Origin of the sequence: Bacillus timonensis (genome assembly GCF_000285535.1) — a bacterium.
Classification (GTDB): Bacteria; Bacillota; Bacilli; order Bacillales; family Bacillaceae_L; genus Ferdinandcohnia; species Ferdinandcohnia timonensis.
This window is the reverse complement of the sequence record NZ_HE610989.1, coordinates 229927-251531: the sequence shown is the minus strand read 5'-3', so window position 1 is coordinate 251531 and position 21605 is coordinate 229927. Positions and strand designations below refer to the sequence as shown.

General features: G+C 37.4%; 24 protein-coding genes, 1 pseudogene and 1 riboswitch. Of the genes and pseudogenes, 24 read left to right on the top strand and 1 reads right to left on the bottom strand.

Annotation, left to right across the window (positions count from 1 at the left end):
• Window positions 1–5 precede the first annotated feature (5 nt).
• The 19 genes from BTHG_RS21545 to lysA all read left to right on the top strand — a co-directional run bounded on the left by BTHG_RS21545 (window position 6) and on the right by lysA (window position 16497).
• Window positions 6–1175, top strand: coding sequence for an endonuclease Q family protein (locus BTHG_RS21545; RefSeq protein WP_010284409.1), 1170 nt, complete (start codon window positions 6–8; stop codon window positions 1173–1175).
• 120 nt (window positions 1176–1295) lie between these two features.
• Window positions 1296–1943 (top strand): stage II sporulation protein M, encoded by a 648-nt coding sequence (spoIIM, locus tag BTHG_RS21540; protein ID WP_010284406.1) that lies wholly within the window; start codon window positions 1296–1298, stop codon window positions 1941–1943.
• 114 nt (window positions 1944–2057) lie between these two features.
• Window positions 2058–2528 (top strand): ferric iron uptake transcriptional regulator, encoded by a 471-nt coding sequence (fur, locus tag BTHG_RS21535; RefSeq protein WP_010284400.1) that lies wholly within the window; start codon window positions 2058–2060, stop codon window positions 2526–2528.
• A gap of 153 nt (window positions 2529–2681) precedes the next feature.
• Complete coding sequence (locus BTHG_RS21530) at window positions 2682–2909, top strand: YqzK family protein (protein WP_010284396.1); 228 nt, start codon at window positions 2682–2684, stop codon at window positions 2907–2909.
• Between the two features lie 6 nt (window positions 2910–2915).
• A complete protein-coding gene (gene xerD, locus BTHG_RS21525) occupies window positions 2916–3806 on the top strand; it encodes a site-specific tyrosine recombinase XerD (RefSeq protein WP_010284393.1) in 891 nt (296 codons plus the stop codon).
• Between the two features lie 215 nt (window positions 3807–4021).
• Window positions 4022–5215: a phosphopentomutase gene (deoB, locus tag BTHG_RS21520; RefSeq protein WP_010284390.1), complete on the top strand. Its 1194-nt coding sequence runs from the start codon at window positions 4022–4024 to the stop codon at window positions 5213–5215.
• A gap of 35 nt (window positions 5216–5250) precedes the next feature.
• Window positions 5251–6552, top strand: coding sequence for a pyrimidine-nucleoside phosphorylase (locus BTHG_RS21515; protein ID WP_010284388.1), 1302 nt, complete (start codon window positions 5251–5253; stop codon window positions 6550–6552).
• A 135-nt stretch (window positions 6553–6687) separates the two neighbouring features.
• A complete protein-coding gene (locus tag BTHG_RS21510) occupies window positions 6688–7851 on the top strand; it encodes a D-alanyl-D-alanine carboxypeptidase family protein (protein ID WP_010284386.1) in 1164 nt (387 codons plus the stop codon).
• 299 nt (window positions 7852–8150) lie between these two features.
• Window positions 8151–8501 (top strand): anti-sigma F factor antagonist, encoded by a 351-nt coding sequence (gene spoIIAA, locus BTHG_RS21505; protein ID WP_010284381.1) that lies wholly within the window; start codon window positions 8151–8153, stop codon window positions 8499–8501.
• Window positions 8501–8941, top strand: a complete 441-nt coding sequence (gene spoIIAB, locus BTHG_RS21500) for an anti-sigma F factor (protein WP_010284379.1) — start codon at window positions 8501–8503, stop codon at window positions 8939–8941. Before spoIIAA ends, spoIIAB begins: the two co-directional genes overlap by 1 nt.
• 12 nt (window positions 8942–8953) lie before the next feature.
• Window positions 8954–9712: an RNA polymerase sporulation sigma factor SigF gene (gene sigF / locus BTHG_RS21495; RefSeq protein WP_010284378.1), complete on the top strand. Its 759-nt coding sequence runs from the start codon at window positions 8954–8956 to the stop codon at window positions 9710–9712.
• A gap of 125 nt (window positions 9713–9837) precedes the next feature.
• Window positions 9838–10458, top strand: coding sequence for a stage V sporulation protein AA (locus BTHG_RS21490; RefSeq protein ID WP_010284377.1), 621 nt, complete (start codon window positions 9838–9840; stop codon window positions 10456–10458).
• On the top strand, window positions 10448–10867 hold the full coding sequence (locus BTHG_RS21485) for a stage V sporulation protein AB (protein WP_010284375.1): 420 nt from the start codon (window positions 10448–10450) through the stop codon (window positions 10865–10867). The genes BTHG_RS21490 and BTHG_RS21485 overlap by 11 nt, the downstream gene beginning before the upstream one ends.
• Window positions 10868–10906: 39 nt before the next feature.
• Window positions 10907–11368, top strand: a complete 462-nt coding sequence (gene spoVAC, locus BTHG_RS21480; protein WP_010284373.1) for a stage V sporulation protein AC — start codon at window positions 10907–10909, stop codon at window positions 11366–11368.
• Between the two features lie 23 nt (window positions 11369–11391).
• A complete protein-coding gene (gene spoVAD, locus BTHG_RS21475; RefSeq protein ID WP_010284372.1) occupies window positions 11392–12396 on the top strand; it encodes a stage V sporulation protein AD in 1005 nt (334 codons plus the stop codon).
• 197 nt (window positions 12397–12593) lie between these two features.
• Window positions 12594–12944, top strand: coding sequence for a stage V sporulation protein AE (spoVAE, locus tag BTHG_RS21470; protein ID WP_010284371.1), 351 nt, complete (start codon window positions 12594–12596; stop codon window positions 12942–12944).
• A gap of 5 nt (window positions 12945–12949) precedes the next feature.
• Window positions 12950–13558, top strand: coding sequence for a stage V sporulation protein AE (locus BTHG_RS21465; RefSeq protein WP_010284370.1), 609 nt, complete (start codon window positions 12950–12952; stop codon window positions 13556–13558).
• Complete coding sequence (locus tag BTHG_RS21460) at window positions 13512–14990, top strand: spore germination protein (RefSeq protein WP_010284367.1); 1479 nt, start codon at window positions 13512–13514, stop codon at window positions 14988–14990. Before BTHG_RS21465 ends, BTHG_RS21460 begins: the two co-directional genes overlap by 47 nt.
• Before the next feature lie 187 nt (window positions 14991–15177).
• Window positions 15178–16497 carry a diaminopimelate decarboxylase gene (gene lysA, locus BTHG_RS21455; protein WP_010284364.1) on the top strand — a complete coding sequence of 440 codons (1320 nt, stop codon included), beginning with the start codon at window positions 15178–15180 and terminating at the stop codon, window positions 16495–16497.
• Window positions 16498–16543: 46 nt separating this feature from the next.
• Here lysA and BTHG_RS21450 read toward each other — a convergent pair whose 3' ends face one another.
• Window positions 16544–17413 carry a DUF1002 domain-containing protein gene (locus BTHG_RS21450; RefSeq protein ID WP_010284361.1) on the bottom strand — a complete coding sequence of 290 codons (870 nt, stop codon included), beginning with the start codon at window positions 17411–17413 and terminating at the stop codon, window positions 16544–16546.
• A gap of 197 nt (window positions 17414–17610) precedes the next feature.
• Between BTHG_RS21450 and BTHG_RS21445 the strand changes: the two genes are divergently transcribed.
• The 5 genes and pseudogenes from BTHG_RS21445 to ribH all read left to right on the top strand — a co-directional run bounded on the left by BTHG_RS21445 (window position 17611) and on the right by ribH (window position 21602).
• On the top strand, window positions 17611–18045 hold the full coding sequence (locus BTHG_RS21445) for a peptidylprolyl isomerase (protein ID WP_010284360.1): 435 nt from the start codon (window positions 17611–17613) through the stop codon (window positions 18043–18045).
• 285 nt (window positions 18046–18330) lie between these two features.
• Window positions 18331–18505: riboswitch (FMN riboswitch) on the top strand.
• Between the two features lie 201 nt (window positions 18506–18706).
• On the top strand, window positions 18707–19777 hold the full coding sequence (gene ribD, locus BTHG_RS21435; protein ID WP_042342436.1) for a bifunctional diaminohydroxyphosphoribosylaminopyrimidine deaminase/5-amino-6-(5-phosphoribosylamino)uracil reductase RibD: 1071 nt from the start codon (window positions 18707–18709) through the stop codon (window positions 19775–19777).
• 10 nt (window positions 19778–19787) lie between these two features.
• Window positions 19788–20444, top strand: a complete 657-nt coding sequence (gene ribE / locus BTHG_RS21430) for a riboflavin synthase (protein ID WP_010284355.1) — start codon at window positions 19788–19790, stop codon at window positions 20442–20444.
• A gap of 16 nt (window positions 20445–20460) precedes the next feature.
• Window positions 20461–21069, top strand: a pseudogene (gene ribB / locus BTHG_RS25585) (3,4-dihydroxy-2-butanone-4-phosphate synthase); the annotation flags it as partial.
• Between the two features lie 65 nt (window positions 21070–21134).
• A complete protein-coding gene (ribH, locus tag BTHG_RS21420) occupies window positions 21135–21602 on the top strand; it encodes a 6,7-dimethyl-8-ribityllumazine synthase (protein ID WP_010284349.1) in 468 nt (155 codons plus the stop codon).
• Window positions 21603–21605 lie beyond the last annotated feature (3 nt).

Below are 21605 nucleotides of genomic sequence, written 5' to 3'. Positions count from 1 at the left end.
CCAACATGAACAAATACTATGTTGACCTACATATTCATATTGGGAGAACGAACTCAGGTAGACCAGTTAAAATCACAGGAGCCAAGTCACTAACAATCGGAAATATCCTACATGAGTCCACTGAAATTAAAGGAATGGACATGATTGGTGTAATTGATTGTCATGTTCCAGAAGTCATTGGGGAGTTAGAGGATTTACTCGAACATGGAGAGGTGTACCCATATGAAGAGGGGGGACTTCGCTTTAAGAATGTAACTCTCATTTTAGGCAGTGAGCTGGAAATTTACGATGAGAACTGCAAAGGCCCCATCCACGTTTTGGCTTTTATGCCAACAATTGAAAAAATGAAGGTATTTTCAGCATGGCTTTCTGAAAGGATGAAAAATATAACCTTAAGCTCGCAAAGAATTTATGTAGACGGAAGAGAGCTACAGAAGAAGGTAAAAGAATTATCAGGAATTTTTATACCTGCCCATGTTTTTACACCTTACAAAAGCATGTATGGTCGGGGGGTACAACAATCGTTAACGGAAGTGTTTGATGCGGAATTAATGGATGGTATTGAACTTGGTTTGAGCTCGAATACAGATATGGCAGACCAGATTAAAGAATTGCATCAGCTTTCTTTTGTTTCTAATTCTGATGCGCATTCATTACCAAAAATCGCAAGAGAATATCAAATTATAAAAATGCAGGAGCCTACATTTGAAGAACTAAGACTAGCTCTTCATCAATTAGATGGCAGAGAAATTGTTGCAAATTATGGTTTAGATCCTTTGTTGGGAAAATATCATAAAACAACATGTGATAAATGTTTAACATTGATTGAGGATGTAACTACAGAGGTTTGTCCGAATTGTGGTCATAAAGGATTTGTTAAAGGAGTGTTTGACAGGTTACAGGAGTTAAAAAATACCGACCAACCGAATCTAAACCGACCGCCATACGTGCATCAGGTTCCGCTGGAATTTATTCCTGGGCTAGGACCTAAAACCTTACAAAAACTTAGGGATTATTTTAAAACTGAGATGGCAATCCTTCATGAAGTTCCTGAAGAAGAATTACTACGTGTCGTCAAAGGTTCAATTGTTGATGTTATCATCCAAGCTAGACAAGGCAAACTTCGCCTTAAATCCGGTGGTGGCGGTAAATACGGTAAAGTAGACTCCAAATAAAGGAGTCTCTTTTTTTACTACAACAAATGATTAAATTACTAGAAATAGTTTTGTTTAGTTGTCATAGAAATCTATTCGACCTCATAGAATCTATTAGAAGATTGATAGGAGGAACGATAGATGAGAAAGCAACAATCATATAAAAAAATCGTAGCTGCCCATTTTCGAGAACATTCATCCATATATTTATTTATTTCCGTACTATTCTTAATGGGAGTCATTTTTGGAGCAATTGTCGTAAACAGTCTAAACCCCATTCAAAAAGAGGATCTATTTTTCTACTTAAGTCGATTTTTCGGTGAAGTTTCTGAAGGAACCTATGCAAATTCAACCGACATGTTTAAACAAAGCTTTCTTCATAACCTTAAATATGTAGGGCTTATGTGGATTTTAGGAATTTCAATTATCGGTTTACCGATTATCTTAATCCTCTTATTCCTAAAAGGGGTTGTTGTTGGATTTACGGTGGGCTTTCTTGTCAATCAAATGGGATGGAGTGGCTTTCTCTTATCATTTGTTTCCGTACTTCCACAAAATCTATTAATCATTCCCACATTTATTGTCGTAGGTACAGTTGCAGTCGCATTCTCACTAAAAATGATTCGACAACAATTTATGAAGCGAATGAATGAACCAATTTTACAATTGCTAACACGGTATTCTCTGCTAATGATTGCTGTTAGCTTTGTGATTTTAACCGCTTCAGCTGTGGAGGCGTTTGCTTCTCCGGTTCTAATGAAAGAAATAATTGATGTGGTTAATAAATAATAATAATTATTAAATGATACTAAATACTTCTTGTTATTTATAATTATTTTATTTGGACAGCGCCCCTTCTTCTGGTATAATAATGAAGTAACGGCGAGGGAGGGAAAGTTTTACATGGAAAATCGGATCGATCGGATAAAGAAACAGTTGCATTCGTCTAGCTATAAGCTTACTCCACAGCGTGAGGCGACCGTACGGGTACTACTAGAACATGAAGAAGATCATTTAAGTGCCGAAGACGTTTACCTCCTAGTAAAAGAGAAGTCGCCAGAAATCGGCTTAGCAACTGTATATCGGACACTTGAATTACTCACCGAATTAAAGATTGTTGATAAAATAAATTTCGGAGATGGTGTATCAAGATACGATCTTCGCCAAGAAGGAGCAGCACATTTCCATCATCACCTCGTATGTATCGAATGTGGTGCAGTCGATGAAATTCAAGAGGATCTCCTCGAGGATGTAGAAGAAATCGTTGAAAAGAATTGGAATTTTATTATTAAAGACCATCGTTTAACTTTCCATGGTATTTGTCATCGTTGTCATGATAAAGTTGCAAAAGAAGAAACGAATCATCTCGAATAAACGGCCCTTTTCCTCTTGAGAAAAGGGTTTTTTCATATTCATAAACTTATAGGCTCAAGAAAGAATTCGTGAAAAATGGGTCAAGCGTGTATAAAACCATGTAAAATTGGCATATCTTCTAATATAACAATGGATTATATGGAGGATTACTAGATGAGACAGTGGTTTCGAATGGTATATGATACTTTGAAGGTTTTTGTATTGTTTACTGGATGCACGATTTTATTTTATTATGGTATTATATGGATTAATGAGGAATATCAAAATTATCACAAATATGATGAACCGGAAGGAACCTCAGTGAAGGCTACCTCGATGATTGAAGACAAGGAGGAAGGCCTGTTAGATAGATTACTGTTTTTTTACCGAAATGGGGAGTAGAGATCAGTGGAAGATCAAGTAAAGGATTATTTGCATTATTTAGTTGTTGAAAGAAGACTTGCCGCTAACACAGTGAAATCCTATGAGCGGGATCTAAAAAAATACTATCAATATATAACCAAGGTTGAAAATATTTCAACTTTTAATGATGTGAGCCGTCTACAAGTGATGCATTTCTTGAAACATTTAAAAGAGCAAGGAAATTCATCCAGGACCTTGGCAAGGCATATCGCATCAATACGGTCTTTTCATAAGTTTTTGTTTCGTGAAAAAGTGACAGACCATGATCCTACTGAACAGATTGAAACACCACAAGCGGAACGTACGCTTCCAAAGGTATTAAATATCCAAGAGGTAGAGGCTTTGTTGGATGCTCCAAAATCGAACACACCGCTTGGTATACGTGATAAAGCAATGCTTGAAATTTTGTATGCGACAGGTCTTCGGGTTAGTGAACTTATTAACTTAAACTTAGCAGATATCCATCTTTCCATGGGATTTATTAGATGTCTTGGAAAAGGTAACAAGGAACGAATAGTTCCACTTGGAAGTGTTGCAACAAAAGCATTGCAAGCTTATTTAGATCATAGTCGTAGTCAATTAGTGAAAGGAAAAAAAACAGACGCTTTCTTTGTGAACCATCATGGGAATCGCATGACAAGACAAGGTTTCTGGAAAAATTTAAAGAAAATGGCGAGTGCTGCGCATATCGAAAAGGAACTTACACCACATACTCTTCGGCACTCGTTTGCAACTCATCTCCTGGAAAATGGGGCTGACCTTCGAGCAGTTCAAGAAATGCTTGGTCATGCTGATATATCAACGACACAAATTTATACACATGTTACAAAAACACGCCTTAAGGATGTTTATAAAACTTATCATCCTCGTGCATAACATTTTTAGTAGATTGCTAGACAAATGTCTGGCTTTTTTTGTCACGTAATCTTAACATTTTTTGCTAAAACACTTCTAATCTACTTGAAAATACAAACATTCACACTTATACTCAAAGATGTCAGACTTCCGACAAGTATACATAGGTGAATTGTTGAGTAAGTTGAGGCTATAAGGGGAAAATACAGCATAGAAATCATTTGGGAGGGATATACATGTCTAATTATACATATAAACGGATTTTCCTAATTGTTATGGATTCTGTTGGAATTGGAGAAGCGCCGGATGCGAAAAAATTTGGTGATGAAGGATCAGATACTTTAGGACATATAGCAAAGGAAATGAATGGTCTACATATGCCAAATATGGCCAAGCTTGGCTTAAGTAACGTTCGCGAAATAAAAGGAATACCTGTTCAAGAACAACCCCTTGCATACTACACTAAAATGCAAGAGGCTTCTAATGGTAAAGATACGATGACTGGACATTGGGAAATCATGGGGTTACATATTGAAACGCCCTTTCAAGTATTCCCGGATGGCTTTCCCAAAGAATTATTAGATGAACTTGAAAAACGGACTGGACGTGGAATTCTAGGCAATAAGCCAGCATCAGGAACTGCTATTATTGATGAACTTGGCGAAGAACACATGAAAACTGGAAAATTGATTATTTATACGTCTGCAGATTCCGTATTGCAAATCGCTGCACATGAAGAAACAGTACCTTTAGATGAGCTCTATAAAATATGTGAAATTGCACGTGAGTTAACACTTGATGAAAAATATATGGTGGGACGAGTAATAGCGCGCCCATTTGTTGGAGACCCAGGCAATTTTACAAGAACATCAAATAGACATGACTATGCATTAAAGCCGTTTGATCGCACAGTAATGAATGAGTTAAGTGATCAAGGTTTTGATGTCATTGCAATTGGAAAAATATCAGATATCTATGATGGAGAAGGTGTTACACAAGCCCTCCGTACAAAGTCAAATATGGATGGAATGGATAAATTAGTTCAAACACTTAATATGGATTTTACAGGCTTAAGCTTTTTAAACTTAGTTGATTTTGATGCATTATTTGGACACCGTCGCGATCCTATAGGCTATGGCAAAGCTTTAGAGGAATATGATGCACGTCTACCTGAAGTATTTGAAAAACTAAACGATGACGATTTATTAATCATTACAGCTGACCATGGAAATGACCCAGTTCATACTGGAACAGATCATACACGTGAATATGTACCATTATTGGTTTATAACAAAAAAATGGCTGGCGGCAAGGAGTTGCCAGTACGAACAACCTTTGCTGACATCGGTGCAACTGTAGCTGATAATTTTAATGTTGAATTACCTAAAAATGGAAAAAGCTTTCTATCAGAGATTCATGGGGGAAAATAGGAACAAATCAATGGGACGAAAAAGGTGATTATCAAATGAGAATGGTTGATTTAATCGAGAAGAAACGTGATGGATTGGAATTAACAACTGAGGAAATTTCGTTTGTAATTGACGGTTATACAAAAGGGACTATACCTGACTATCAAATGAGCGCTTTTACAATGGCGGTTTATTTTAAGGGCATGACAAAACATGAACAAGCCGATTTTACAATGGCAATGGTCCAGTCTGGTGACACAATTGATCTTTCTGGGATTCAAGGAATCAAGGTTGACAAGCATAGCACAGGTGGTGTCGGTGATACGACAACATTGGTACTTGCGCCCCTAGTTGCATCAGTTGGTGTTCCGGTTGCAAAAATGTCAGGTAGAGGTCTTGGTCATACAGGAGGAACAATTGATAAGCTAGAGTCAGTTTCAGGGTTTCATGTTGAAATTACTAATGATGAATTCATACAGCTTGTTAATCAAAATAAAGTAGCCGTTATAGGACAGAGTGGAAATTTAACACCTGCAGATAAAAAACTGTATTCGCTTAGAGACGTCACTGCAACTGTTAATAGTATTCCATTGATCGCTAGTTCAATTATGAGTAAGAAAATCGCAGCAGGAGCAGATGCCATTGTTTTAGACGTAAAAACTGGTGCAGGCGCCTTTATGAAGGATTTGGAAGATGCAAAAGAATTGGCCAAAACAATGGTTGATATCGGGAATAATGTAGGCAGAAATACAATGGCAATTATATCAGATATGAGTCAGCCACTTGGTTTTGCGATTGGGAATGCACTTGAAGTTAAAGAGGCAATTGATACATTAAAAGGGAATGGACCTGCTGATTTAAGGGAGCTTTGCCTTGTCTTAGGAAGCCAGATGGTGCTTCTAGCAAAAAAGGCAAAATCTATTGAAGAGGCTAGAAGCTTGCTTGAAGAATCTATCCGAAATGGAAAAGCACTCGAAACCTTTAAAACCTTTTTGGCATCACAAGGCGGTGATGCTTCTGTTGTGGACTCCACGGATAAGCTACCAAAAGCAAAATATCAAATTGAACTGGAAGCCCAAACAGATGGATATATATCAGAGATGATTGCTGACTCAATCGGTACCGTGGCCATGCTTTTAGGTGCGGGAAGAGCAACGAAGGATTCCACTATTGATTTAGCGGTTGGTCTTGTTCTCCGGAAAAAAATTGGAGACAAGGTTTCAAAGGGAGAGTCTCTGGTGACGATCCATAGTAATTTTGAAGAGATTGATGAAATTAAAAAGAAACTTTTAGAAAGCATTACAATTACACAAAATGCAGTAACGGCGCCAACATTAATCATTGATAAGATTTCATAATGAACATTCCGAGGATATTTTATCCTCGGTTTTTTTATTTTATAGAAATCCTGTTCAAGAAACCGCAAACTTTTTTGTGTATAATTTTTCATTTATTGGAAAAAATGGGAGGGTATAAAGAATGGAGGGTTTGGGATGAAACGCGTATTTTTTAGTCTGTTACTATCAACAATCTTAATCTTTACTTTTAGCCCTTTCGCTTCTGCTAAGGAATCAACAGTTGATTTGGCGAGTAATGCAAAGTCCGCCATTTTAATTGAACGTGATACAGGGAAGATTCTTTACGAAAAGAACAGTGATGAAAAGCTTCCCCCAGCAAGCATGACCAAAATCATGACAATGCTGTTAATCATGGAGGCCCTTGATAAAGGTAGTATCACCTTTTCTGAGAAAGTTAGAACAAGTGAACATGCTGCATCAATGGGAGGATCACAAATATTCCTTGAGCCAGGCGAAGAAATGACAGTTGAAGAGATGTTAAAAGGTATTGCAATCGGTTCAGGCAATGATGCATCTGTTGCCATGGCGGAAAAGATAGCTGGTTCAGAAGAAGCGTTTGTTGAAATGATGAATAACAAGGTGAAGGAGTTAGGCCTTAAAAATACAGTATTTCAAAATCCAACAGGCCTTCCCGCAGAAAATCATTTTAGCTCAGCTCATGATATGGCAATCATGGCAAAGGAATTATTAAAATACGAGGAAATCACTAAATTTACGGGTAAATATGAAGATTATTTACGTCAAGACTCTGATAATAAGTTTTGGCTAGTAAATACAAATCGTCTTGTCAGATTCTATCCAGGTGTGGATGGCTTAAAAACAGGTTTTACAACAGAGGCAAAATATTGCTTAACAGCTACTGCTGAAAAAGAGGATATGCGTTTAATCTCTGTTATATTTGGAGCACCAACACCAAAGGAGAGAAATGCTCAAGTAACGAAAATGCTTGACTATGGTTTTAGTCAGTACAAGACACACCCTTTATATGAACGCAACCAGGAAGTTGCTGAAGCAAAGGTAAGTAAGGGCAGTGAAAAGAAAATAAAGCTTGTTACATCAGAACAAATATCACTGTTAACGAAAAAAGGTGAAAAAGTTGACGATGTACAAAAAGAAATTGTTGTGGATGAGAAATTAAATGCACCTATCAAAAAAGGTGACGAAATAGGCAAATTGGTAATTAAGAAGGATGGGAAAGTAGTAAGTGAAAGTCCACTTGTAGCTGGAAAAGATATCGATGCTGCTAGCTGGTGGAAACTATTTAAACGTACAATGGGATCGTTTAATAAAACTCCTTAATTTTTTAAAGGTTCGTGATGTCTAGCTCCAACGCCTAGCTAGTTTTTACCATGAAAAGGCTTTCGGCGAGTATCTTGCGTAAAGCTTTGCTTTAAACAACTCGAGTTCACAAGCCAATCTGTCAAGAAGGCCAATGAACAACCTTCTAGCCAGCTCGTCTTGTACTTGTCGCGGCTGATCAAGGAGCTTGCGCATTTCAGTGTTTTTTGCCGAATGAACACTAGTTTTGTCAACTAGAAGGATTCTTGTGTGTCAATAGCGAAAAGACTCTCTATACGATTTTAAGGAGGCATTGTAAAGTGAGTCTTGGTATTGAACTTGAGGTTAAACACAATGTGTTATGCATTCGGCTTACTGGTGAACTAGACCATCATACAGCTGAGGAATTAAGGTTAAAGGTAACAGATATAATTGAAAACAATGAAATTAATCACATCTTATTGAATCTTGAAAAGCTTACTTTTATGGATAGCTCAGGATTAGGTGTCATTTTAGGAAGATATAAGCAAATCAAAAATTTAGGCGGAGAAATGGTCGTTTGTTCCATTTCCCTGCAAATCGAACGTTTATTTGAAATGTCTGGCCTATTCAAGATCATTCGATTAGAGCGTGATGAGTCTTTTGCGCTTCAGTCATTGGGGGTGGCGTAATGAAAAACGAGATGCACCTTCAATTTTCGGCACTAAGCCAAAATGAGTCATTTGCTCGTGTAGCAGTAGCAGCATTTATTACACAACTTGATCCAACCTTAGACGAACTAACAGAAATTAAGACAGTTGTGTCTGAGGCCGTAACAAACTCAATTATTCATGGATATGAAAGTGATCCAAGTGGGATTGTTTATATTTCGTGCAAAATTGAAGACGGTACTGTGTATATCACCATTAGAGATGAAGGAATTGGAATCAACAATCTCGAGGAAGCAAGGCAGCCATTGTTTACAACAAAACCAGAGCTCGAACGATCAGGTATGGGCTTTACAATCATGGAAAATTTCATGGATGAGTTTGAAGTAGAAACAGGTTCAGCAAGAGGTACAACATTACGGCTAACAAAGCATTTATCAAAGAGTAAAGCGTTATGCAATTAAGGAGACTTGCCAATGGATGTGGAGGTCAAGAACAACAAAAGTGAAACGTATTTAAAGGACAGTGAGGTTAAGAATTTAATCAAACTTAGCCAAGAGGGACGACAAGAAGCGCGTGATTTAATCGTCCAAAAGAACATGAGGTTAGTTTGGTCTGTTGTACAACGATTTTTAAATCGAGGCTATGAACCAGATGATTTGTTTCAAATAGGCTGCATTGGACTTCTAAAGTCAGTTGATAAATTTGATTTGTCATATGATGTAAAATTTTCTACCTACGCTGTACCAATGATTATCGGTGAAATCCAGCGGTTTATAAGAGATGATGGGACGGTAAAGGTGAGTCGTTCATTAAAGGAGACTGGAAATAAAATCCGAAAAGCCAGGGATGAGTTGTCTAAGCAGTTTGGCAGGGTACCGACGATTGCTGAGATTGCAGAGTACTTGGAAATCACTCCTGAAGATGTTGTTTTAGCCCAAGAGGCAAGCCGAGCACCTTCATCGATTCATGAGACCGTCTATGAAAATGATGGGGACCCGATTACATTACTTGATCAAATAGCAGATAATAATGAAACAAAATGGTTTGATAAAATTGCGTTAAAGGAAGCAATTCGCGAGCTTGACGAGCGTGAGAGACTAATCGTTTTCCTACGCTATTACAAGGATCAGACTCAATCCGAAGTCGCGACTAGGCTTGGTATTTCTCAAGTTCAAGTATCGAGGCTTGAGAAAAAAATATTACAACAAATGAAAGACCGAATGGATGTATAATCCATTCGGTCTTTTTCGTTTTCAAAACTGTGGTAATTATTGGAGTTTGAGGTCCATTCGCATTAGATAAGTAAGATTTAACATACTACATGTATAAGGAAAACAATGTGTAGGGTGTGAGAGTGATGGAAAAATCAATTTATGTTCGAATGCGCCATCGCGTACTGGTTCAACCCAATGCAACAGTAAAAATTGGACAAATCATGCAAATAAGTGCCGAGGAAAAAGTCGCTGAGGAGATTAAAAACATTGTTATTTACCAGGTAAGCAAGAAAGATAAAAATATCGTAGTGATCGATGTCATGAAGGTCATTGATCAAATCAGGAGACGATTTCCTCAAATCGATATTCAAACGGTAGGACCTGCGCAAACGATTATTGAAGTTGCAATAAAGAAAAAAAGGTTTGCGCCTGCACTGTTTATCGCTGTTTGGTTTTTATTATTTGTTGGAGCAGCACTCACCATGATGAATTTCCATGAAGATGTTTCAATGAGGGAAGTACACCTTCGAATCTACACGATGATTACAGGTGATGTGGTTCCAAAGCCGCTACTTTTTCAAATACCATATTCTTTAGGCTTAGGCTTAGGAATGATTTTATTTTTCAATCACTTTTTCCGTAAACGTCTTAACGAAGAACCAAGTCCACTAGAAGTAGAGATGTTTAATTACCAGCAGGATTTAGATAATTATCTTATCCTTACAGAAAACAAAGAAAGTATGAAACACATCGATGACAATTAAAGTTCTACTCATTATGTTTATCGGTTTAGGAAGTGGACTAGCAGTTGGAGGAGGATTTGTTGCCTTTTTAGCTGTATTAGGAATCATTCCAAGGCTTACACAGTTAACGAAAACGATGAAATACATTCGTTACTATGAATGGGGTGTCGTACTCGGCGCTGTTTTTGGTAGCTGGTTTACTCTTAATGATCACGTTTTTTATTTATGGGATTTAATTGTACTTCCAGTAGGATTAGCAAGTGGAATATTCGTTGGGATGTTGGCTGCTGCTCTTACTGAAGTACTCAATGTATTTCCGATATTAGCAAAACGGATAGGCATTGAAAATAAAATTGTAATGTTAGTCATGGCGATTGTTTTCGGAAAAATCGTAGGTTCGTTATTCCAATGGATGTACTATGTGAAATAATTTATTTTTTGTTATTTGTATACAAGGAGTGGACAGGAAATGGCTACTAAGAAAAAAATAAAAGACGATTATAAAAATAGTATTAAAAAGTACCAGCCCAAACCAAAATACTTTCTAAATTGTCTTAAAGCATTCCTTGTTGGAGGAGCGATTTGCTGTATCGGGCAAGGAATCCAAAACTTCTATATGACCGTCTTTCATTTCTCAGAAAAAGACGTCGGTAACCCAACAGTCGCAACCCTAATCTTGATTTCAGCTATATTAACGGGATTTGGTTTATATGACAAACTCGGGCAATTCGCGGGGGCAGGGTCGGCAGTTCCTGTAACAGGATTTGCAAACTCAATGACAAGTGCAGCGATGGAATATAAAAGTGAGGGAATCGTTTTAGGGATTGCTACCAATATGTTTAAGCTAGCAGGAAGTGTTATCGTATTTGGAGCAGTTGCAGCATATGTGGTTGGGATTATTCGATATTTCTTTAATCTCACAATTTCTTGAATGAGTGCAAGGAGTGAACCTTAATGAGGTTAGTTGGAAAACAAACATGGGTATTTGAAAATCAAATCTATTTAAATTCAACAGGAACAGCTGTAGGGCCAAAAGAAAGTCTAGGTCCTTTAGGTTCAAGTTTCGATATAAAATATGATGATTTACATTGTGGAGAAGACTCTTGGGAATCTGCTGAAAGAAGACTCATGGTTGAATCCATTGATTCATGCTTGAAAAAGGTTAACTTAACAAATGACGATATTGACTTTTTTTTAGCTGGTGACTTATTAAATCAAAATGTCACAACAAACTATGCGGCTCGACATCATCAAATCCCATTGATTTGTATGTTTGGGGCTTGCTCAACTTCAATGGAGACACTTGCAGTTGGTTCAGCCCTTGTTGATGGAGGATTTGCAAATAGAATTCTTGCCTCAACGAGTAGTCATAATGCTACTGCAGAAAGACAATTTCGATATCCAACCGAATATGGGGGACAAAAACCAGATACTGCTACCTTTACAGCTACTGGTGGCGGCACAGCATTAGTGAGTAAAGAGAAGGGGCCAATTCGGATTACCTCTGCAACAATTGGAAAAGTGATTGATTTAGGAATTACAAACCCATTTGATCTCGGTTCAGCAATGGCACCAGCAGCTGCAGATACTATTACTCGACATTTTAAAGATTTAAATATCAATCCAGATGAATATGACTTAATTGCTACTGGTGACTTATCAGGTGTAGGTAGTCCAATTTTAAAAGAAATGGTAAAAGAAGAAGGATACGATTTAGGGAATAAACATAACGATTGTGGGCTGATGCTTTATCATTCAGACCAAGAAGTATTTGCAGGTGGAAGTGGATGTGCTTGTTCAGCAATTGTGACGTATGGACATATTGTAAAAGAACTCATTAGCGGAAATATTAACAAGGCATTCATTGTTGCAACAGGTGCGCTTCTCAGTCCAACAATGATTCAGCAGAAAGAAACTATTCCTACAATCGCACATGGTGTAGTTTTGGAACGTGTTTAATTTTATTCAAAATAAGTTCCCTAATTAGTGGTTATATGGTATTAGGAGTATAAAATTTAGTAAGGGTTCTAACCCCAGTTGAATAAAATTAATGCCTCCGGCGGATGCCTCGATTTTTAAAAGGAAAATTTTCGAGCAAGCTCGAAAAAAATCGGGCGCAAATACGTCAAGGCGTATTTGATAGAGGTGAGTAAGAAATGGAATATTTATACGCATTTTTAGTCGGTGGAGCAATATGTGTGGTAGGGCAGCTCTTACTTGATTTTGCAAAATTAACACCTGCTCATGTGATGAGTATTTTTGTCGTAGCAGGATCAATCTTAGATGGTTTTAATTTATACGATAACTTAATTAGGTTTGCAGGAGCGGGAGCAACGGTTCCAATTACAAGTTTTGGTCATTCACTTTTACACGGTGCGATGCAAAGTGCAGAAGAACATGGGTTTATTGGTATCGCAATGGGGATTTTTGAATTGACTTCTGCTGGAATATCTTCGGCGATATTGTTCTCTTTCTTAATTGCACTGATTTTCAGAGCGAAAGGATAGGATTTATGGATGAAACAAGGAGAAGAGTGATTCTAGTAACAGATGGGGATGAATATGCACAAAAAACATTAGAATATGTTGCCAAAGAAGTAGGGGGACGATGTATTTCCAAATCACAAGGGAACCCAACAACATTAACAGGAAAAGAAATTGTGGATTACATTCTTCAAACACCCCAAGATCCTGTATTTGTTATGTTTGATGATAGTGGTTTTTTAGGGGAAGGAAAGGGTGAGCAAGCATTAATGGATGTCGCAAGGCACCCTAAAATTGAAGTGTTAGGCGTTATTGCAGTTGCCGCGAAAACCCATCAAACAGAATGGACAAAAGTTGATATTTGTATCGATCGCGATGGTAACTTAACAGAATACGGTGTCGATAAAAGCGGAGTCACTGAATATGATATAGGTCGGATAAATGGTGATACCGTATATTGTTTAGATAAACTTGATGTTCCGATTATTGTAGGTATTGGAGATATTGGGAAAATGGCACGTAAAGATGATCGTAAAATCGGTGCACCCATTACAAGAAAGGCAGTGGATCTAATACTCGAAAGGAGTGGTTATGATCGGAAAGGAAAAGAATTCTGGGAAGACTCCAATCTCTCCTGATATAGTCAAAAACGACAAATATTTTGAATCACGTATAGGCTTAGGGACTCAAAACTTTGATGTTGGGGTTAGAAGATTTAAAATCTTAAATAAAGAAGTTCATCTCTATTTTTTAAATGGACTGTGCGACACCCAATTTATTATTCAAATTTTAGAGGAATTAATAAATATCAATGATAATGAAAGGAACTCTTATCAGGCTTTCCAAATCATTGAAAATCGTCTTATCCATCAACAAGTAAGTACAATCAAAAATTTAGATGAAGCAGTAGATACAATCTTGTCAGGTCTTATCCTCTTTTTAGTTGAAGGTGAAGATTCAGGATTAGCTGTTGATGTACGAAGTTATCCAGGAAGAACACCGCAAGAGCCGGATACTGAAAAAGTAATCCGTGGGGCTCGAGATGGATATGTAGAAAACATTATCGTGAATTGTGCATTAACAAGAAGAAGAATACGGGATGAAAGGCTCCGACATGAGATTATGCAGGTCGGCGAAAGGTCCAAGACAGATATTTGTGTCTCCTATATTCAGGATGTTGCTGACCCGAATTTAGTTGAGATTATTAAAAAGGAACTGAGCAAAATTGATGTTGATGGTCTAACAATGGCGGATAAAACAATTGAGGAATTTATCGTTCATCAAGGCTTTAATCCATATCCGTTGGTTAGATACACAGAGCGTCCTGATGTTGCAGCAACCCATTTACTTGAGGGGCATGTCATCATAATGGTCGATACGTCACCAAGTGTAATTATCACCCCTACTACGATGTTCCATCATGTACAACATGCTGAAGAATATCGTCAAGCTCCTGCAGTTGGTACATTATTAAGGTGGACGAGGTTTATTGGAATTCTCGCATCCATTTTTCTATTACCACTCTGGTTTTTATTTGTTTTAGAGCCGGATTTGATACCAAAAGCAATCGATTATATTGGCCCAAATGAAAAATCAAATATCCCTATTGTCCTTCAAATATTCCTTGCAGATATGGGAATTGAGTTTTTAAGGATGGCGGCTATACATACGCCAACACCCTTATCAACTGCAATGGGTTTAATTGCGGCCGCATTAATTGGTCAAATTGCCATTGATGTTGGGTTATTTGGACCTGAAGTGATTCTTTATGTAGCCATTGCAGCTGTGGGTACATTTGCAACGCCAAGTTATGAATTAAGTGCAGCAAATAAGATAGCCAGATTATTTCTATTAGTCCTAGTTGCGATATTTAAGGTGCCAGGATTTGTTATTGGATGCACTATCTATGTCTTGTTCTTGGCAAATATACGCTCCTTAAATACCCCATATTTATGGCCGTTTTTACCGTTTAATGCTAAAGCATTGCTACAAATTGTAATTCGGACTTCAGTACCTGGAGCAAAGTTAAGACCTAGTATAGTACACCCTCAAAAACCTTTCAAACAATAGTTGCGCCATATAAAACGTTGTGTTAATCTATTTTTCATATAGTACAGCGTTTTAGATTGAATAGGCAGCTGATGACTATATGTTATCAGTTGTCTTTTTTCTTTTTAAAAGGATGTCAAAAGCACGATACGGGTGCTTTGGATTTTAGGCTCTGATGAGTACACTTTGAAGGAACGAGGGGAATTCAATGTTTTTGCATGGAACAAGCAAAGTAAATGAAGAAAACCACTTAGAAATTGGTGGGGTCGATACAGTAGAGTTAGCAAAACAATACGGTACACCTTTATATGTGTATGATGTTGCACTTATCAGAGAACGTGCAAGAGGTTTTCGTGAAACATTTAAGCGATTAAATATCCCTGCGCAGGTTGCGTATGCAAGTAAGGCTTTTTCAACAGTTGCAATGATTCAGCTTGCAGAAGAGGAAGGATTATCATTGGATGTCGTTTCAGGTGGTGAATTATTTACTGCCTTACAAGCCGGTTTTCCGGTAGAACGTATACATTTTCATGGTAATAATAAAAGTTATGAAGAACTAGACATGGCGGTTAAAAATAACATTGGATGTATTGTTGTTGACAATTTTTATGAACTTCCTTTGTTGGAACAGGTTTGTCAAGAGAATAAATCGACGATGAAAATCTTATTACGTGTAACGCCGGGTGTTGAGGCTCATACCCATGATTATATTACAACTGGACAAGATGATTCTAAATTTGGATTTGGGCTTGAGAATGGACAGGCAGATCAAGCAGTTGAACAAGCACTTAATTCAGAATACTTAGAGTTATTAGGAATTCATTCCCACATTGGCTCACAAATTTTTGAAACCACAGGATTTTTAGTTGCTGCTAGTAAAATGTTTACAAAACTTAAGGACTGGAAGGATCGCTTCGGGTTTGCACCTAAAGTATTAAATCTTGGTGGCGGGTTTGGCATTCGTTACACAGAAGAAGATAAACCACTTCCGGCGTCAAAGTATGTAGAAGCAATTATCGGAGAAGTGAAAAAGCAAGCGGATGAACTTTCAATTGATATTCCTGAAATCTGGATTGAGCCAGGCCGATCAATTGTCGGTGATGCAGGTACAACGATTTATTCTGTTGGATCTCGCAAAGAAGTCCCGAATATTCGCCAATACCTTGCAATTGATGGGGGCATGACAGATAATATTAGACCTGCATTATATCAAGCAAAATATGAGGCTGTTTTAGCAAATCGTGTTGAAGACCCTGTTGAAGAAACAGTTTCAATTGCGGGTAAATGTTGTGAATCCGGAGATATGCTTATTTGGGACTTGCCTTTACCAAAGGCCAACTCAGAAGACTTGTTAGCAGTTTTCTGTACAGGTGCATATGGATATGCGATGGCAAATAATTATAACAGAATTCCAAGACCTGCAATCATATTTGTAGAAAATGGAGAGGCACAACTTGTCGTCCAACGTGAAAGTTATGAAGATTTAGTAAGACTTGACATTCCATTAAAATCAAAAGTTGTAGAATAAATCGAAATAAAAACCCACGAAAGTTCGTGGGTTTTTATTATGGCCATTATTTAAACAAACTCTTAATTGCGTCGATTAGGTTAACAAAGAATTCTTTAAGTTTATCTAAAAAGCTTTGTCCTTCTTCGGATTCAAGGAAATTTGTTAACTTTTCTTTTGCTAAATTTAATTGTTCCCCTACCTGATTCCAGTCAATATTGAGTTCCATTAACTTATTAAAAAGATCCATTAAACGCTGAATGTCTGCATCTGATAATGTTATACCCAAGTCATTCGCAGCATTAATGATAATTGTACGTAGTTCTTCATCGTTTTTTGGTGCATTTTTCGCAATTTCATCTTTAATTTTTGCCATTAAGGCCGCTGCATCTTCCGCGCCAATTTTTTCGCTTAATTTTGTGGTCTCAACCATTTCTTCATTGGCAACCTGTTTTACCTCTTCAGGAATGATTTTATCTGTAGAAACCTCATACGCTTTAATGATACCGGTTAATGCGGCAGTTCCTGAAACATTACCAGGCCCAGTTACAAATATTTTTGCATCTTTCACACCAGCTGTGATTAGAGCATTTGCATACATTTCCTCTGTAATCAAAGTGATATGTTTTGTAACTGTTACATCTAATCCGGAACCTTCTTCTTCAATGGTAATTGCAGCTGAAGATAGGGCTTTATTACCAATTCTAGCCTTTGGAATATAATTTCCAAGGTATTGATGCTCCTCTTCATTTGTGACAACGACTATCTGAGGGTTTTCGGGTGCATTCATTTCTTTTAAAATCGTCTCTTTTTCAGCTTCGGTTAAATCTTCACCAAGTGTAATAATCACATCTCCAGGTGCTGCGTCTGCGAAGCTAAGTGATGGAAAAATGAGTGAAAATATGAGTAAAAATGAGAGTGCAAATTTATATCTCAAAATGGTTTCCTCCTTTAATTTTTCAAAAAACGATATCATCCATCGTCCATATTATACAATATTCTTTACTAAAAATAGCTTTTTGACTTATATTTAGGAAAAACGACACCCTTTTAAATTGGATTATTCGAACCATTTATAGTAAAATGAAACACGTTCAATACATATGGACGAAAGAAAATGAGCGGAGGTTTCAAATGAAAAAAGCTAGCATTGAATTTGAAAATGGAGAAAAAATTATTATTGAGTTATATCCAAATGAAGCTCCTGGAACTGTAGCTAACTTTGAAAAACTTGCGAATGAAGGGTTTTATAACGGCCTAACATTCCACCGTGTAATTCCAGGATTCGTTGCACAAGGTGGTTGCCCACGGGGTAATGGGACTGGTGGACCAGGATATACAATAAAATGTGAAACAGAAGGAAATCCACATAAGCATGTTGCGGGAGCATTATCTATGGCACACGCTGGAAAAGATACTGGTGGAAGCCAATTTTTCATCGTGCATGAACCACAACCTCACTTAGATGGTGTACATACTGTTTTCGGACAAGTAATTGAAGGATTGGATTCAGTGTACCGTATTCATCAAGGTGACGTAATGAAGGAAGTTAAAGTTTGGGAAGAATAATTAAATTTGATTGGTGTATTTGATTAGATTTAGACACAACAAGTCTTTCTTGTTGTGTCTTTTTCTATATCCTATAATATAGCATGAGGTGAAATTAGATGGGAAAAGGAAGATGGACTGTATTTATTGTACTGCTTTTATTATCTTTAGCATGGGGAGTTATTTATTGGCTGTTTATTGTTTAACTTCATAAAAGAATGAATAATACATAATTGTATGTGAATGCATAAAGTTCGACAAAATAAGAGTACTTTATGTTATACTGTTTTAAATCGCTAATTAAATACTTTCCTTCGGGGTTAGGTGAAATTCCTTACCGACGGTGATGAACAAACCAATTGTTCTAAGCCCGTGACCCATTTTAATTTAGGCTTTTTGCTATGAAATCTTTTCATTTAAAATGGTGGACTTGGTGAGAATCCAAGGCCGACAGTTATAGTCTGGATGGGAGAAGGATGTCAGTACCGGTATGTGAAAAAAATTGCCTCATGTTACCTCTATTTGTGTTGGGCAAAAATACATATTCTGTTACTTGTTACATCTACCAAGGCCCCGGATATTATTCCGAGGTCTTTTTTGTTTTGAAATCAAGATAGAAACTCCCGAATTAGGTAAATGATAAATAGAAAGGGGCGTGGATAAAGTGAGAGATCAGGATTATATGAGTTTAGCGATAAATGTTGCAAAGGCAGGCGTTGGTCAAACTAGTCCAAATCCGGTCGTGGGGGCAGTCATTGTAAACGAAGGTCGTGTTGTGGGAATCGGAGCACATCTTAAAGCCGGGGAGCCACATGCTGAAGTACATGCCATAAGAATGGCTGGTGAAAAGGCTAAAAATGCCACCGCGTATGTAACATTAGAACCATGTAGTCATCATGGAAAAACTCCACCCTGTGCGGATTTATTAATCACCAGTAATGTAAAGCGAGTTGTCATAGCAACGACTGACCCCAATCCACTTGTTGCTGGAAAAGGCATTGCCAAACTCAAAGCGGCTGGAATCGAAGTAGAGGTTGGAGTATGTAAAGAACAAGCAGATCAATTGAATGCTGTTTTTTATCACTTTTTAGAGAAAAAACTCCCATATGTAACTTTGAAATCTGCAACAACTCTTGATGGAAAAATAGCGACAGTTACAGGTGAGAGTAAATGGATTACAGGTGAGGCTGCAAGGAATGATGTTCATTTATATCGTAGTATTCACGATGCCATACTAGTAGGTGTAAATACAGTGCTCGTGGACAACCCGAGTTTAACGACGAGATTGCCAAATGGAACAGGAAAAAATCCGATTCGCATTATCTTGGATTCAACCTTACGTACACCGTTAGATACAAATGTTGTAAATGATGGTAAGGCGGAGACGTGGATTGTTGTAACGAATAAAGTCACCCAAGAGAAAATAAATGAATTTTCCGGTAAAAAAGGTGTCCGAGTCCTACAATTACCTGAATCCAGTTTGTCTGTAACGGCTGTGCTTACACTTCTTGGGGAAGAAAGTATTTCTTCCATATTTGTTGAAGGTGGAGCTGAAGTGAACGGTAGCTTTTTGAAGGAAAAAGCGATTAACCAAGTTATCGTTTATCTTGCACCAAAGTTATTTGGTGGAAAACATGCACCGACTTCTATTGGTGGCATTGGAGTCGAATCAATTGATGATGCAGTACAATTAACAATTAAATCTGTGGAGCAGCTTGGAGAAGACATTAAAATTGTAGCACAACCGAGATAGAGGTGAAAAAATGTTTACAGGGATTGTAGAAGAAATCGGGAAGATTAAAGCAATAAATGGATCACAAGACTCGGTTGAAATGGTGATTCAAGCTAAGAAAATTCTTGGAGATGTACACCTAGGGGATAGCATTTCAGTTAATGGAGTATGTTTAACAGTGACTGAATTTACGACGGATGGGTTTACCGTTGATGTTATGCCAGAAACAGTTAAATCAACTTCATTACGTGATTTACACCGGAATGATGACGTGAATCTCGAGAGAGCCATGATAGCCAATGGTCGTTTTGGAGGGCATATTGTTTCAGGTCATGTGGATGGGATAGGAAAAATAATTCGAAAAGAATCAAAAGGGAATGCAGTTTATTATGAAATAGAGGTTCCAGAAGAACTTATACAGTTTATGATTTATAAGGGGTCGGTTGCAGTAGACGGAACGAGTTTAACGATTTTTGGACTTTCCGAAAATACCTTTACTCTATCACTCATACCCCATACGCTATCCGAAACAATATTACATAAAAAAGGGATAGGGGATATTGTAAACATTGAGTGTGACATGCTTGGAAAATATGTGAGCCAATTTATGCAACGATCAATTGATCATAAAAAAGAATCAAAATCAACGATAACCACAAGTTTCTTAGAAGAACATGGATTTAAATAATAAAGGGGGGACTAACATGTTTGATTCAATAGAAGATGCACTTTCTGACTTAAAACAAGGAAAAGTCATTATCGTATGTGATGATGAAAATCGTGAAAATGAAGGAGATTTTATCGCAATTGCTGAAAATGTGACTCCCGAAGTCATCAATTTTATGATTACACATGGGCGTGGACTTGTATGTACACCAATAACAAGAGCTTTAGCTCAGAAACTAGAACTTGAACCAATGGTTGCCGAGAACACAGACCCACATGGTACAGCCTTTACGGTTAGTATCGATCACGAAACGACAAAAACAGGAATTAGTGCCTTTGAGCGTGCAAGAACCATTAAGGAATTGCTAAATCCCGAATCAACACCCTCACACTTCAAAAGACCAGGCCACGTCTTCCCATTAATTGCGAAAGAAGGGGGAGTTCTAACTAGAGGAGGCCATACAGAAGCAGCTGTTGACTTAGCTTCCCTTTGTGATGCAGAACCGGCTGGGGTAATCTGTGAGATAGTCAAAGAAGATGGAACAATGGCAAGAGTTCCTGATTTGCAAAAAATTGCCACAGAATTTAACTTAAAGTTAATTACAATTGAAGGACTTAAACGTTATCGTAAACAACAACTAACATTAAATGAATAGGCAATAAAACAATTTTTTATCATAGACCAAATAACTGATAACATAGGAGGATATATATGAATAAAATTTATGAAGGACATTTAGTTGGCACAGGTTTAAAAATCGGAATAGTGGTAGCTCGTTTTAACGAGTTTATAACTACCAAGCTTTTAAATGGCTCCCTTGATGCACTAAAGAGACATGGAGTGGCTGATGAGGATGTTGAAATTGCATGGGTTCCAGGTGCCTTTGAAATACCTTTTTTCGCGAAGAAAATGGCAGAGTCAAACAAATATGATGCTGTAATTGCGTTAGGTACTGTGATTAGAGGCTCAACTTCTCATTATGACTATGTTTGTAACGAAGTGGCAAAAGGATTATCACAAACAGCTCTTGCTACAGGAAAACCTGTCATGTTTGGAGTTTTAACAACTGATTCAATTGAACAAGCAATTGAAAGAGCTGGAACAAAGGCAGGAAACAAAGGATGGGATTCCGCTGTAGCAGCGATTGAAATGGCGAATTTATCACGTTCATTTGAGTAATTG